Annotated in this window: 10 protein-coding genes; 4 read left to right on the top strand and 6 right to left on the bottom strand. The window is 54.1% G+C overall.

Annotated features, from left to right (window positions below; genetic code table 11):
* Positions 1-3: 3 nt before the first annotated feature.
* From M9H61_RS16430 to M9H61_RS16415, 4 genes are all read right to left on the bottom strand, one after another.
* Positions 4-597, bottom strand: a complete 594-nt coding sequence (locus M9H61_RS16430; protein WP_233432962.1) for a hypothetical protein — start codon at positions 595-597, stop codon at positions 4-6.
* 179 nt (positions 598-776) lie between these two features.
* Positions 777-1,136 (bottom strand): TraR/DksA family transcriptional regulator, encoded by a 360-nt coding sequence (locus M9H61_RS16425; protein ID WP_250281732.1) that lies wholly within the window; start codon positions 1,134-1,136, stop codon positions 777-779.
* A gap of 101 nt (positions 1,137-1,237) precedes the next feature.
* A complete protein-coding gene (locus M9H61_RS16420; RefSeq protein ID WP_250281729.1) occupies positions 1,238-2,452 on the bottom strand; it encodes a hypothetical protein in 1,215 nt (404 codons plus the stop codon).
* A 140-nt stretch (positions 2,453-2,592) separates the two neighbouring features.
* The gene (locus tag M9H61_RS16415) at positions 2,593-2,892 is read right to left on the bottom strand and encodes a hypothetical protein (protein WP_250281727.1); all 300 of its coding nucleotides are present in this window, start codon (positions 2,890-2,892) and stop codon (positions 2,593-2,595) included.
* A gap of 480 nt (positions 2,893-3,372) precedes the next feature.
* Between M9H61_RS16415 and M9H61_RS16410 the strand changes: the two genes are divergently transcribed.
* From M9H61_RS16410 to M9H61_RS16395, 4 genes are all read left to right on the top strand, one after another.
* Positions 3,373-5,277: an ABC transporter substrate-binding protein gene (locus M9H61_RS16410; RefSeq protein WP_250281725.1), complete on the top strand. Its 1,905-nt coding sequence runs from the start codon at positions 3,373-3,375 to the stop codon at positions 5,275-5,277.
* 41 nt (positions 5,278-5,318) lie between these two features.
* Positions 5,319-7,676, top strand: a complete 2,358-nt coding sequence (locus tag M9H61_RS16405; protein WP_250281723.1) for an ATP-binding protein — start codon at positions 5,319-5,321, stop codon at positions 7,674-7,676.
* A gap of 273 nt (positions 7,677-7,949) precedes the next feature.
* Complete coding sequence (locus M9H61_RS16400; protein ID WP_101245338.1) at positions 7,950-8,174, top strand: hypothetical protein; 225 nt, start codon at positions 7,950-7,952, stop codon at positions 8,172-8,174.
* 219 nt (positions 8,175-8,393) lie between these two features.
* A complete protein-coding gene (locus M9H61_RS16395; protein WP_233432961.1) occupies positions 8,394-8,540 on the top strand; it encodes a hypothetical protein in 147 nt (48 codons plus the stop codon).
* 244 nt (positions 8,541-8,784) lie between these two features.
* On the opposite strand, the gene gltB is transcribed toward M9H61_RS16395, so the two are convergent.
* On the bottom strand, positions 8,785-13,350 hold the full coding sequence (gltB, locus tag M9H61_RS16390; protein WP_250281721.1) for a glutamate synthase large subunit: 4,566 nt from the start codon (positions 13,348-13,350) through the stop codon (positions 8,785-8,787).
* Positions 13,351-13,379: 29 nt separating this feature from the next.
* A complete protein-coding gene (locus M9H61_RS16385; RefSeq protein WP_101245336.1) occupies positions 13,380-14,810 on the bottom strand; it encodes an NAD(P)-dependent oxidoreductase in 1,431 nt (476 codons plus the stop codon).
* Positions 14,811-15,009: the final 199 nt, after the last annotated feature.

Raw genomic sequence — 15,009 nt, 5'->3', positions numbered from 1 at the left:
CCACTACCGGATGGCTTGTTGCAAAACGGTCTGGAATGCTGAATTCGGACCGCAGGCCAAGGACAGTCGTTGATATTCTTCGGGGGTGTCGATCTGGCGCTGTTCTTCGCGACGGCGCCGGTCAATATCGCGCAGCCGGCGCTTGAAATCCCGACCATATTCCGACAATAGCCGCTTGATCGCGGATGGCACATTATCCGCAGAAAGCGGGAACATCGCACTGACCTTGCCCACAACATCATTGACCAGGTCATCAAGGGCGGCGCGAATATCGGCTTCCATGCCCTGATTGACTTTCACATGTTCGCCTTCGTGGGCGTAAACCACATCATATTCGCATGACCCGCGTTCGAGCTCGGATGCGATATAGACCAGATGTTTGACGACATCGACCTTTGGGCTGACCCGCACCGGATCCAGACAATACCGCCCAAACCCGACTTCGCGCGGCTCAAACCGCATGTCAAATGATGCCCGCATTTCATATTCGGTCAGTCCGGCCACCAGATAACGCGATCCACCGCCCGCGCGACTATTTAACCATCGTACCGACCGGTGACGATCAAGCATCGGGTCCTTGTGATTGAACTCAAGCATTGCCTTGGGCGACCTTACCGGTGCACAGGTCCCTTGCGCATATGCGGGGCTTTGCCATGTCCATATGACAAGCAAAACCAGCAGACCAACAACTTGGTATCGCGATAACAGCCGGTATCGTTGATCGCATTGCGACACGTCAGTTCCCCGCGCTGATGCGATAAAGCCGGCTGCAAATCTCAGACATGACGAACCTTGTCTGCACATTCGACACAAAGCGGTGTGGTCGGATCAAATTCCAGACGCCGTTTGTCGATGTCTTCACCGCAATTATGACAATGGCCATATTCGTCATCGTCCATCCGCTTGAGCGTCTTTTCGATCCGGTCGAGTTCAGCACTACGACGACGTTCCTGTTCCAGATGCATTTGCTGGTTCTGAAGTGCGTCCATGCGTGACAACCGCCCAACCGCCTGCTGATCCAGCTCGACAGGTTTTCGATAGTCTTCTGAATGGCTTGAATGTGCCAGGATGTCAGCGCGCCTTTCTTCAAGACGCACACGCAGCGAAGCCAGATCGATGTCTTTACGGTCCGTCATGCGAAACCTCGTGACCAGTTGTTGTTCTTCTTTATTCCATATGGGGATCGGCACCGCTGTTTCGCCAACCCCCGAACAGATTTGACCGGTTTGCCAACCGATCAGGCGCAATTACCGCATGCATCGACAAGCTTTTCCAATGCTGCCTTTGCCTCATCATCATCAAGACCTTCGGCTTTAATATTTTTCTGGATTTTGCAGCAAAGCGCCGGCCCGTCGGGGAACGGCTTGTCTGTCCAAAACGGTGCTGTTGTGCCGAAATACCCCGCCTGATCAAGGAACGAAACACCGTAGTAATAAGCAGCCCCGACCGAATTATAAAAGGTCGGGTCATCGATAAATCCGCCATCGGGTGTCATCGACTTTGTCAAACACCAGTCCAGGACAAGTGCGATGTCAGATGCGGCTGCCTTTTGGGTATCGGCATCGACCTTTGACCAGCCCAGATCGAAGATCTTGGTTACGTCATAGTTATTGTGGTTATTGAAATCGCCATTGTGCTTCCAGCCGAACGGATAAGCGTCATCGCGGATCGCCAGCGTGGTTTGGAAAATCTCGGTCCATAAATCGACCTTACCGTGCTGATAGGAAATATTGTGGAAGGTCAGGCTAAGATCGCTGCTTTTAAGCACGCCCTGATCGGGTGTATCGAACCACCCGCCCCAATAACCGCTTTGCCCGTCCTGCCAGCGATCAAGCCACTTTTTATAGGCATCGATGTAATCCTGGGTCAGATCAAACCCTTTTACATTGGCCTGGAAATAGTCGCGAATTTCGCTTTTGAAGCACATTTGTGAAAGGGCCGCACTGACGGCCCCCAGTGCATCGCGACGATCAAGACCATCAGCGTAAATCTTTGATGTTTTTTGATTTTCAAGCCACGCGACCATTTTTTCCGGGGTGGCTATCGGGGCAAGAAATGCCAACGGGTATTGCGGTGCCTGCCCTTCATCGGCAAGGGTATTGACCGCATCGATCATGGCATCAACCTTCAGAAACCACTGATCGTAGCAAGGCCCCCAAGACCCATCGCTTGCAACCTGTTTCCCGGCCCAGTCCTGATCGCGATTATCAAGCGATGCCGCAAAGGCATCAATCTTGGTCGAAAGCGTTTTCCAGTCGGCTGTATACATCAACAGCCATTTGCATTCGATCATCTGCTGATCGGATGCGGCCATGCTGTTGCCGGTCTTCTGGATTTCGATCAACTTGTCCTGCAAAGGGGAAAGCTTGGCGGCAAAAGCCGATTGCTGCGTCACATAATCCGGATCAAATGCCGTGAACTGTTGTGAAATCAGTTTGGTAAAATCTGTCATTGGCCTTTTGCGCCCCCCGTTACGCGTGGAAGCCATCAGCATGACAAAAAATCACCTGTTGCCAAGGAATTATCGGAAGACAAACCGATGATGTCACGAATTTGCAGCCACAATCACGCAGGTGGCGTGATCGGGTAACCTTATTCTTCCAAAAGCCAGTTCCGAATAATCCGAAGCGCCTGATCAGGATCCGTTTCAACAAGCTTTGTCGCGACATTTGCCTTTTTGCGGTCAATCATTCCTTCGATGCCCGCAACACTGATGCCATCAGCATCATTTTGGACCGGGACAATTGACGTCGCCGATGATGTGCCACGCAAACGATCCCGCAAAGCCGCATCCGAACCCGGTTCATATTTCGGAATCGGCGCCGCAGGTTTCGGACCGCCCATGAATGGGGCCGAAATGGACTGCGTTTGCTTTTTTGCACTTTCCGTCACGACCTGTCCTTCGTCAGATGGCAAACATGGTTCTTCGTCAGAATATGGCGACTCGTCGTTGGAACTGCACCGTCTTTCAATAATTTTGCCTGCCGGGAAGCCGGAAAACCTAAATTAGCGGATATTAAACTTTAGTAGGATATGTATGAGCAAACGATCCCGGTGACCAAAAAAATCTCAACCCAGGATAACACGCTCCGCACCCTCGAACGTTTTCAACTTGTCGTCAAAACCTTTCAGTTCTGCGGGGTTTGCCGTGATAGAGACCGAACCATTCGATACAACCCATTGTAAAAACACCAATAGAACAATCCAATTAAGTAAATTGTTTCGCAGGAGGAAAGTTCAATTCCTGTCATTTTGGGGTTTATCAAGCCCACTGGTGTATTTACCTTCGTATCCACTCAGGGTATTCACCACCTTTGAATAGTTTTGCCGATACCTTCGATCAAACGGCAACACGATGGGGGCTCAGTTTCTTTGAAGCAGTTTAAGTACATATTGATCGCCGCACTGGGGACCATTTTGGTCAACATCCCGGAAGCGCGTGCCGTGGAATTTGGTGAATCCCCGATCCTTGCGTCGCAAGTTGCCGCCGGAACACTTCCCCCTGTCAAAGATCGTCTACCAACCACGCCGATGATTGTCACGCCAAACGATCGAATTGGCGTCTATGGCGGCACCTGGAAAATGGCCCAGCGCGATCAGCGCGACCAGGCATTGTTGATCCGCAACATCGGTTACGAGCCGCTTTTGCGCTGGACGCCACAATGGACGTCGACCATTCCGAACGTTGCCCTTTCCTTCCAGCCCAGCAGCGACGCGACCGAGTTCTTTTTCCGTCTGCGTCCTGGCATGCGCTGGTCTGATGGCGCGCCGTTTACCGCTGATGACATTACGTTCTGGTACGAAGACATTCTGCTGAACCCGGCCTTTCCCGATGCGGTTCCCGAATGGCTGACGGCTGGCGGAAACGCCGTTCAGATTGATGAAGTCGACGAAAATACCGTCGCCTTCCGCTTCAGCACGCCTTATGGCCTGTTCCCGACCGCACTTGCCCGGCCAGAAGGCGTTGAACCGGTCAGCTATCCGGCACATTTTTTAAAGCCGCTTTTGCCCAAATATAATCCGAACGCGGATGAAGAAGCCCGTGCTCTTGGCTTCGCGGGTTGGAAAGATCGCTTCATTGATGTCTTTGGCAATCCGGGAACGATCGACGATCCGTCGCGCTGGCTTAATCCCGATGTTCCGACATTGAATGCCTGGGTCCTGACCGGTGTCTATGGCAAAGACGACCCACTGATCGCCAAACGCAATCCCTATTACTGGAAAATAGATCCGACCGGACGTCAGCTGCCCTATATCGACGAGGTATCCTTTACCCTGGTTCCGTCGAAAAGTGCCGCGGGGGATGCCGCGATCGCCGGCAAGGTCAATATGCAGGAACGCCATGTCAGCACACGCGCGGACGAAGTTCTGGCTGCCAATGACAATCTGTTGCCATTCACGCTGATTGAAAGCGATATGAACACTCTGACCTTGTCATTGAATCTGAATGACAAGGACCCGGTACTGCGCAAGATTTTCCAGAACAAGGATTTCCGGATCGCGCTTTCACATGCGATTGACCGTGACAACATCATTGCGCGTTTCGTGCCCGGTGCCCTGCCCCATCAGGCGGCACCACGCCCGGAAAGCCCGCTTTACCACACCGTTCTTGCCCGCCAATACATCCATTATGACCAGGCACTGGCAACGGACTATCTGGCCAAGGCCGGCCTGATGGAAAAGGATCAGGATGGCTTCTTGTTGCGTCCGGATGGCAAACGCTTGTCATTCACCATCGACACAGAGGGTGCCGACCGGTTCGCGATGCTTGATGCCGTCATCCAGTATTGGCGTGATATCGGTATCGACGTTACCGCAAGAAACCTGCCCCGCGACGAATTCGTCTCGCTGCGTGAACGCAACGACCACGAAGCAAGTGCCTGGGGCGGTGATGGCGGGCTTGATGCCATGGTTATCCCGATCAACTATCTTCCGATGTCGGCCGAATCATCATGGTTTGCAACCGGCTGGGCCAACTGGTACGTCAACCCGAACAGCCCCGATGCCATGACGCCACCTGAAGCGGTCCAAAAGCAGCTGGCCCTTTATAACCAGCTCAAGGAAACCGCGAATGCAGAAAAACAAAATCAACTGATGCGCGACATCCTCGACATCAGCGCCGATCAGTTTTACGTTATGGGCATCGCTCTGCCGCCAAACCGGAAAGGCGTGGTCGCCAAAAACTTCCACAACGTTCCAAAGGTAATCCCGGCGGCCTGGAGTTATGCAACACCGGCACCGACCAACCCGAGCCAATATTATATTGAGCAAAAGTAATCGGCACGGGCTCGGATCATTGGTCAGGGGGACGACGAGGCGTGAAGAAGCTGTTTGACCGAATGATCGGCAGCCTGGTTTTCAAGATCGCACTGGCGATTGTGATTGTCGAAACCATCCTGCTTGGATTGTTCGGCGGCTATTACGTTCAGTATTTCGGTGCCGAAATTGACCGGCGCATTGCAGAACAGATCAGCACCCCCGGCCGCCTGATTCAGGACGAACAGCTCAAGGTCTCCATTCTCAGTGATGCCAAGCAGATGAAATTGCTGCTTGGCGATCATTTGCAGCAAGCCATGGCAATCGGCTTTGACGGCACGATTTATCATGCGATTGATCCGCTTCTGATCGGCAGTTCAACCGACGTTCTTCCGGATTTCCCGTCAGATGAATTGCGCCCCAATATGACCGAGCCGGCGCTGTTTACAGTTGATGACGTCGATGGTCACAGCATCGTTTCGATCACCCCGCTTTTCAGCCTGAATGCCAATCAGCCATTCATGTATGTGTTTCTCAAAGTCTCGACCAAGGGCCTTGAAGAAAGCCAGCGCCAGATGCAGTCGGTTCTGCTGATCGGATCGGCAATCTGTATTCTGATGACATCTGCGCTGATTTTCCTGTTCACACAGCAAACCGTTCTTCGGCGCCTGATTTCAGCAGCCCAGTTCGTGAACAAGATCCAGCTTGGCAAACTGAGCTCGCGGCTGACACCGATGGGACGCGATGAAATCGGAACCCTTGAGCGCGGCCTGAATGCCATGGCCGAAAGCCTCGAACGGCGAACCCAGCAACATCAGATCGCCCAGGACGCCTTACGCGACAGCGAAGAACGTTTCCGTGACTTCACTCTGTCATCGGCGGACTGGTACTGGGAAATGGGTGCGGATCTCAAGATCGCGTTCGCATCCTATAAATTCTATCAGCTGATCGAAGAAATTAACGGCTCCCCACAGGGGCAGTCATTCGACAAACTTGGCCTGACATCCGAACATCCAGAAGGCTGGCACTATCTGCAACGCAGGCTTGATGCCCATATGGCGTTCCAGAATGTCGAATTTTCCTGGACGTCACGCAAAGGCGAAAAGAATTATGGCCGCATCAACGGTGTCCCGGTCTTTTCGCTTGATGGTCGATTTAACGGATATCGCGGCACCGGCAGCAACATCACCGCCCAGCATCGCGCCGCTGAAGAACAGCAAGCTCTTCAGCGTCAGCTTGCCACATCCCAAAAGCTTGAAGCTGTTGGTCAGATGGCCGGCGGGGTTGCCCATGAATTCAATAACTGCCTTGCCGGCATTCTGAGCTTTGCCGAAGTTGCGCGTGCCAAAATTGATGATCCCGAACGGGTTAAGGAATATCTTGATCACGTCATCTCGCTTGGCGAACGTGCGACCAGTGTTGCCGATCAGCTTCTGATGTTCTCGCGGCGGCGCATTGACCAGCCGACCAATATCCGCGTGCAAAGCATTTTCTCCGAGATGGAGAAACTTCTGCTGACATTGCTTGAACACCGGATTGAACTGCAAATCTGGTCGGACAATCCGGAACTTTACACCCGTGTCGACCCGACGCAGCTTTCGGCCTGTATCCTTAACCTTGCGATCAATGCGCGTGATGCAATGCCCGATGGCGGCACATTGCAAATATCGTCGCGCAGTGTCGAAATCCCGCCCCTTGCCCAGCGCAACCCCGACGAGGACGAAGATACCTATCCCGAAGATGTCGCAGGCGAATTTGTTGTCATTACGGTACAGGATACCGGCACCGGTATTCCCGACGACATTATCGAAAATATTTTCGAACCCTTCTTCTCCACCAAGGAACCGGGCAAGGGTACTGGTCTTGGTCTTTCAATTGTTCACAGCTGGGTCGAAGAATCACACGGCTTTATCAATGTCGAAAGCATCGAAGGCGAAGGCACGACCTTCTCGGTTTATCTGCCGCGCTCCGAAGCAGGCGGCGAGACCGCCCTTCGTGTGGATGAAGTCGACAAATTCCCGGGCAATGGCGAGCGGGTTCTGATTGTCGATGACGAACAGGCACTGCGCACCACCGCACGTATTATTCTTGAAGATGTCGGCTTCAGAACCGAAACCGCCAAAAACACCGAAGAAGCGCTAAACCTGCTAAGTGCGGCCGAACAGGATGACCCGTTTGACGTCATTCTGACCGATGTTGTCATGTCCGGCCGAAGTGGCCCGCAACTGGTCATAGAAGCATTGCGCAGCAACCCGCGTTATGGCGTTGTTTTCATGTCGGGCTATCCCGCGCGCTCGCGCAAGGAACTCGACAAGCTGCTCGGCAATTACGTGTTTGTCAAAAAGCCGTTCCGCCCCAGCCAGTTGCAAAAGGCCATCCATGATGCCTTGGCCTTGCGTGCCGAGCGGCAGAAAACCTGACAGCGGCGTATTCGAACCGGAAATCCGCGGCTTTATCGGGCACCAGTCCGCCCGAGTCCCTCGCCAAACAACAGCATTTCAAACCGCGATTATCGCGCAAAGGTTAAAAAATTCTTTCGATACCGTTGCCCGCTAAGCAATTGGCGTGACTGCGGTTCTTTGTGTGATGAGCTGCTCGTAACCAGCCCGGTGTGACAGCCGTCACTTTTTTTGATCTGTTTCATCCCTACCTTTATAAACAGACAGATTTCGCACGAGCATGAAGAGGTCAGGATGATCGGTTCAGTACAAGGTTCAGGACTTGGTGCCGCAGCACAGGCTGTTAACGATGCCATCACCCCGAATGGTGGTGCTGACCCGTCCCTGCCCTTTGCCGCAGCAGAAGGTGCCATTAACAAGGCAACCGGTCTGGCCAAGGTTATCGGATCCATTGTGACCGAACATCAGCCCCTTGAAACCAGTGGCCATCGCGGCACCAAGGTTAATATCCTAACGTGATTTTCCCTCTCGTTAGCTTCCTCCGGGGGTGGTCTGCGACCACCCCTTTTTGTATTTGAATGCTTTCAAATACCCGGTCATGACAAGCAGCAAGCCCCGTGCTAAGGTTCGGGGGATATTGCGCATTTGGACGGTATAATGGTCGCCAACAGAATTGGAACAGGTTCGTCCCAGACGGGACTTCAGGATGCACGATCCCGCCCCCAAGGTGTCCCGGGCATGGGTGGTCGTGTTACGGCCAATTCAGACCAACCATCTTCTGACAGCTTCATTGCAGCCCAGCTTGCGCGTCTGCGCAATCTGATTGCCACCGATCAGATTGATCATAATGCGCGTCGCGGGACCTATCTTAACATCCTGCTTTGATGCTCTTTTCGGCCATCTTTATGAATTGCCCGACGTGAACCGATCCGTTGTTTGCGACGCCTTTCGCACACCTTCCCGCAACATTGGCAACGTCACAAAATAAAAGGCGGACCAAAAGGCCCGCCTTTTTGCCTGCTCCCTTCATCCGTCACGAACAAAGAAAAGTGCCCCGTACCGAAGTACGGGGCCAGTTCAATTGTCCAGGTGTGTTGGACAAGGGAGCTTGCGCAAAAGCGTGATCAGATCACGCAGTTGCCTGGTTTTCGCTCTCGGAGCGAATAGGATGTTCCAGTTTGTCGACGATTTCCTTCGGCACGATCTGCCAGAAGTTGCCGCGTTCACGATCCCAGTTATCAAGGATCGTACGTGCATAACCGCTTTCGGTTTCTGCAACATGCTCTTCAATGAGCGAACGGCAATGTTCGTCCCAATACTGGGTTTCAATGCGCTGATACAGGATGGAGCCATCATTGACGACGTCGGCAAAGGTGCCTTCAACGTCATAGATGAATGCCATGCCACCGGTCATGCCGGCCCCGAAGTTTTCACCGACCGAGCCCAGAATAACTGCGGTACCGCCGGTCATGTATTCACAACCGTTCGAACCACAACCTTCGACCACGACGGTCGCACCGGAGTTACGCACACAGAAACGTTCACCGGCCTGACCCGCAGCAAACAATTTGCCCGACGTCGCACCATAAAGAATGGTGTTGCCGATGATGGTGTTTTCATTGGTCTTAAGCGGGCTGGAAGGCCGCGGACGCAGAACAATCGTCCCGCCCGAAAGGCCTTTGCCGACATAGTCGTTGGCATCGCCCTGAACTTCGATCTTGAGCCCCTGAACCGCAAAGGCACCAAGTGACTGACCAGCCGAACCGCGCAGACGGACATGCAGATGGCCCGGTTTCAGGCCGGTCATGCCGTATTTCTGCGTGATCAGTGACGACATCCGGGTCCCGATTGCACGCTGGGTGTTCTGGATGTTGTACTGAAGCTGCATCTTCTCGCCGTCTTCAAGAAGCGGACGGGCATCCTTGATCATCTGGGCATCAAGGGTATCCGGGACTTCGTTGCGGCCTTCGATGGTGCAGAAGCGTGCATGATCACCGGCATCAGCCTGTGCCAGCAGCGGGTTCAAATCAAGGTCAACAAGGTCTTTGGCGCCACGGTGAACCTGCTGAAGAAGGTCGGAGCGGCCAATCACGTCTTCCAGCTTGTCATAGCCAAGCTCGGCCAGAACGTCTTTGACTTCTTCGGCCATGAAGGTGAACAGGTTGACCAACTTGTCGGCCGTACCAACGAATTTGGCACGCAGGGCCGGATCCTGGGTACAGACACCAACCGGGCAGGTGTTGGAATGGCACTGACGGACCATGATGCAGCCAAGGGCGATCAGCGAAGCCGTACCGATGCCGAATTCCTCGGCACCAAGCATCGCACCAATCACAACGTCACGACCGGTTTTGAAGCCACCGTCAACACGCAGTTTGACTTTGTCACGCAGGTTATTGAGCGTCAGAACCTGGTTGACTTCCGACAGGCCCATTTCCCACGGAACGCCTGCATATTTGATCGAGGTCTGCGGGCTTGCACCCGTACCGCCGTCATAACCGGAAATCAGGATCACGTCGGCTTTTGCCTTGGCAACACCGGCTGCAATCGTACCAACACCCGAACGTGACACCAGCTTGACGCAAACGCGGCAACGCGGGTTGATCTGTTTGAGGTCATAGATCAGCTGCGCCAGATCTTCGATCGAATAGATGTCATGATGCGGCGGCGGCGAAATCAGGGTCACACCCGGCGTCGCATGACGCAGCTGTGCAATTTCAACCGTGACCTTGAAGCCCGGAAGCTGACCACCTTCGCCCGGTTTTGCACCCTGGGCGACCTTGATCTGAATTTCTTCACAGTTGTTCAGATATTCAGCCGTCACACCAAAGCGACCGGACGCGACCTGTTTGATCGAGGAACGCGCATTGTCACCGTTCGCACGCGGACGGAAACGTTCACGCGATTCACCACCTTCACCCGAGTTCGATTTCGCACCGATGCGGTTCATGGCAATCGCCAATGCTTCGTGGGCCTCGGTCGACAATGCGCCATGGGACATGCCCGGGGTGACGAAACGTTTGCGGATTTCGGTGATGCTTTCGACCTTGTCCTGGTGAACAGGGCTGCGATCGGAACGGAAATCAAGCAAGTCACGCAGATGCAGCGGTTCACGCGAACGCAGACCTTCCGAGAACTTGCGGAACGTGTTGTAGCTGCCCGTCGTGACAGAAGACTGCAACGTATGGATCAGCGGACCGGTCCAGACATGGCGCTCGCCACTGCGACGGTATTTATAAAGGCCACCAACCGGAAGGCTGACGACATTGCCGTTAAACGCTTCTTTATGCTGGGCGATCGTGCGGCGCTGGATACCCTGAAGACCGATACCCGAAATACGCGACGGCATGCCCGGGAAGAATTCGGCCACCAGCGAACGCGACAGACCGATACTTTCGAAGTTATAGCCACCGCGATAGGAACTGATGATCGAAATGCCCATTTTGGACATGATCTTGAGCAAGCCCGCATCAATTGCGGCCTTGAAGCGCTGCATGACTTCGGCGGTGCTGTTCACATTCGGGAACAGGCCGCGCGCATAACGGTCAAGCAGACCTTCCTGTGCCAGATAGGCGTTAACCGTGGTCGCGCCAACACCGATCAGAACCGCGAAGTAATGCACGTCCATGCATTCTGCCGAACGCACGTTCAGCGAGATATAGGTACGCAGCGACGTCTTCACGAGATGGCTGTGAACACCACCGGTCGCAAGGATCATCGGGATTGCTGCACGTTCTTCGCTGATCGCTTCATCGGTCAGGATGATGTGTAATGCACCGCCACGAACGGCTTCTTCGGCTTCGCGCTGAATACGGGAAATCGCATCGCGCAGGGCCGACTGGCCACCATTGATGTCAAAGGTGGTGTCAATCTCGACCGCCGTGTCACCCATATAGCCGCGCATGGCGTCATATTCGGCGTTGGTCAGAACCGGGCTTTCGAGCTGAAGCAGATCGCACTGGCTTTCATCTTCGTCCAGAACGTTGCCAAGGTTACCAAGGCGGGTCTTCAGGCTCATGACGCGCGCTTCACGAAGGGAATCGATCGGCGGGTTGGTCACCTGGGAGAAGTTCTGACGGAAGAAGTGATGCAGGCCGCGATACCGATCCGAGAGGATCGCAAGCGGGGTGTCATCCCCCATCGAGCCAATGGCTTCCTTACCGTCTTCACCCATCGGATGAAGGATCAGCTCAAGATCTTCGTGGGTCAGGCCCATCGCCTTTTGCAAACGCAGCAGACGTTCTTTTTCGATATGCGACGGCTCGGTATGTTCCGGCGAAATCAGATCATCAAGAACCTTGGTGCGACCGACCCATTTCGACCAGTCACGACGGTTGGCCAGTTTGTCCTTAAGCTCGCGGTCATGATACAGCTTGCCCTCTTCGAGGTTGACGGCAATCATCTGGCCCGGGCCAAGGCGGCCTTTTTCAATGCAGCTTTCTTCGTCGATATGCACCATACCGGCTTCGGAACCGGCGATCAGAAGGCCGTTACCGGTGACCGCATAACGCAGCGGACGCAAACCGTTACGGTCCGTACCACCAAGAAGCCATTTGCCACCATATGCCGCAAGTGCTGCCGGACCGTCCCACGGCTCCATCACAGCGTTGCAATAGGCATACAGGTTTTTATAGCTGTCAGGCGTCGATGCCTTTTTCGACCATGCTTCCGGAACCATCATGGTTTTCACCATCGGAAGGTCACGGCCGGCACGGATCATCAATTCGAACACCGCATCAAGGGCTGCCGAGTCAGACGAGCCCGGCTGAATAACCGGTTTGAGGTCATCGATGCTGTCGGCGAACACTTCGTGCGCCATACGTGCTTCGTGACTTTTCATCCAGTTGACGTTACCGCGCAGCGTGTTGATTTCGCCGTTATGAGCAAGAACCCGGAACGGCTGTGCCAGCGGCCAGCTCGGGAAGGTGTTGGTCGAATAACGCTGATGATAGACGCAGAAGCTTGAAATAAAGCGTTCGTCGCGCAGATCCGGATAGAAGGTATCAACATCTTCTGCCAGGAACATGCCCTTGTAGATGATCGAACGGCACGACATCGAACAGATGTAGAAATCCTTGATCGCTTCGGACAGAACCGCCTTTTCGATACGACGACGGATCGCATAAAGGTCGATTTCGAATTTCTCTTCGTCGACATCGTCACGGACACCGATCAGAACCTGTTCGATTTCCGGGCGGGTCTGGTTTGCCTTTTCACCGATGACCGAAACATCAACCGGGACCTGACGCCAACCAAGAATACCATAACCCTGTTTGAGGATTTCGGTTTCAACGATTGCGCGGCAACGTTCCTGTGCCGACATGTCGATACGCGGCAGGAACACCTGACCAACTGCAATCAGGCTTTCCGGGGCTTCCTGGTTGATCACCTTAAGGTAAGCCTTGAAGAAATCCTGCGGGATCTGAAGGTGGATACCAGCGCCATCACCGGTTTTGCCATCGGCATCAACAGCACCACGGTGCCAGATTGCCTTCAGGGCTTCGATACCGGCTTCAACCACTTCGCGGCGTGGTTTGCCATCAATGGCACCGACAAGACCCACACCACAGTTGGCGTGTTCTTCGGCCGGGTCATACATGCCACTGGCTTCAAGATGTGCCGCGTTTTTCTCAAAACGGGCGATCTCGGCAGCACCGCGGCCCTGATCCAATTTGTCCTGAACGATCTTGTTCATAACTTCTCTCTCCTAATGCGGCAGCGGGCTTAAGCAGCAGCTTCTTTGCGCGCCAGCAAATACTCATCAATTCGATCTGCCGCATCACGGCCATCACGGATCGCCCAAACCACAAGCGACGCCCCACGGGCGATGTCACCAGCAGCAAACACGCCATCAAGATTGGTCATCATCGTGCGGAAATCGATTTTGACCGTGCCCCAACGTGACACACCAAGTTCCGGCGCATCAAACAGGGTCGGCAGATCTTCGGGCTCGAAGCCAAGTGCCAGGATGACCATGTCGGCATCCATGGTGTAGCTCGATCCTTCGATGACTTCCGGGCTCTGGCGGCCGCCGGCATCGGGGGCGCCAAGGCGCATTTTCACGGCGCGAACACCGGTGACCTTGTCATCGCCGACAAAGGCTTCCGGGTTGGTCAGCCAGACAAACTCGACGCCTTCTTCCTCGGCATTGGCAACTTCGCGCTGGGAACCGGGCATGTTGGCACGGTCACGGCGATAGAGACATTTGACCGACTTCGCCCCCTGACGGATCGCGGTACGGACACAGTCCATGGCGGTATCACCACCACCGATCACGACAACATTCTTGTCCTTGGCGTTCAGCGTTCCGTCTTCATATGCCGGAACCTTGTCACCCAGACCATGGCGGTTGGACGTGGTCAGATATTCAAGTGCGGGATAAACATTTCCAAGACCGGCACCCGGCAGTTTCAGTTCGCGGGCCTTGTAAACACCGGTCGCGATCAGAATGCTGTCATGCTTCTTGCGCAGATCATCAAGGGTCGCGTCGCGGCCAACCTCGAATTCGGTGTGCATGATAACGCCACCTTCCTCAAGAAGCTTGACCCGGCGCTCGACCACATCTTTTTCAAGCTTGAAGCCCGGAATACCATAAACCAGCAGGCCGCCCATACGGTCATAACGGTCATAGATATGGACTTCATATCCTTTGAGACGCAGCTGCTCGGCAGCCGCCATACCACCCGGACCACCGCCGATGATACCGACCGACATGCCGTTTTCCTTTGCCGGTTTCGGGGCTTTGACCCAACCGTTCGCAAAGGCGGTATCGGTGATGTATTTCTCGACCGAACCGATGGTGACAGCACCATGGGTTGACTGTTCGATCACGCAATTGCCTTCGCACAGGCGATCCTGCGGGCAGATGCGACCAGTAACTTCGGGCATGTTGTTGGTTGCGGCCGAGATGGCATAAGCCTCCTCAAGGCGACCTTCGGTGGTCAGGCGCAGCCAATCGGGGATGTTGTTATAAAGCGGGCAATGGGCCTGGCAGAACGGCACGCCACACTGGGAACAACGCGACGCCTGATCGGCAGCCTTGTCGTCCTCGAATGCTTCATAGATTTCGTTGAAGTCTGTCCGACGCTCGGACGCCTCTCTTTTGTGCGGATATTTTTGTTCGAGATGAACAAATTTCAGCATCTTTTCTGTCATGACGGCCCTCTGGAAGGGTTTTATGTTGCGGGTTTCGGTCTGTATACGTGCCAAATACGCAAGAATCTAGCACAAAATGCATTATAGGTCAGCTTTCCTGACATAAATATCCGCACAATTTTTCGGGTCTTCCAGAAATCACTGCCGGTTTGGCCCGCAATAAAGTTTCATTAGTACCAAAATGGAACTATTTATGCAT

Source organism: Thalassospira sp. GO-4, from assembly GCF_023588965.1.
GTDB lineage: Bacteria > Pseudomonadota > Alphaproteobacteria > Rhodospirillales > Thalassospiraceae > Thalassospira > Thalassospira povalilytica.
Note: the sequence above shows the minus strand (reverse complement) of the source record. Positions and strands in the feature narration are given on the sequence as shown.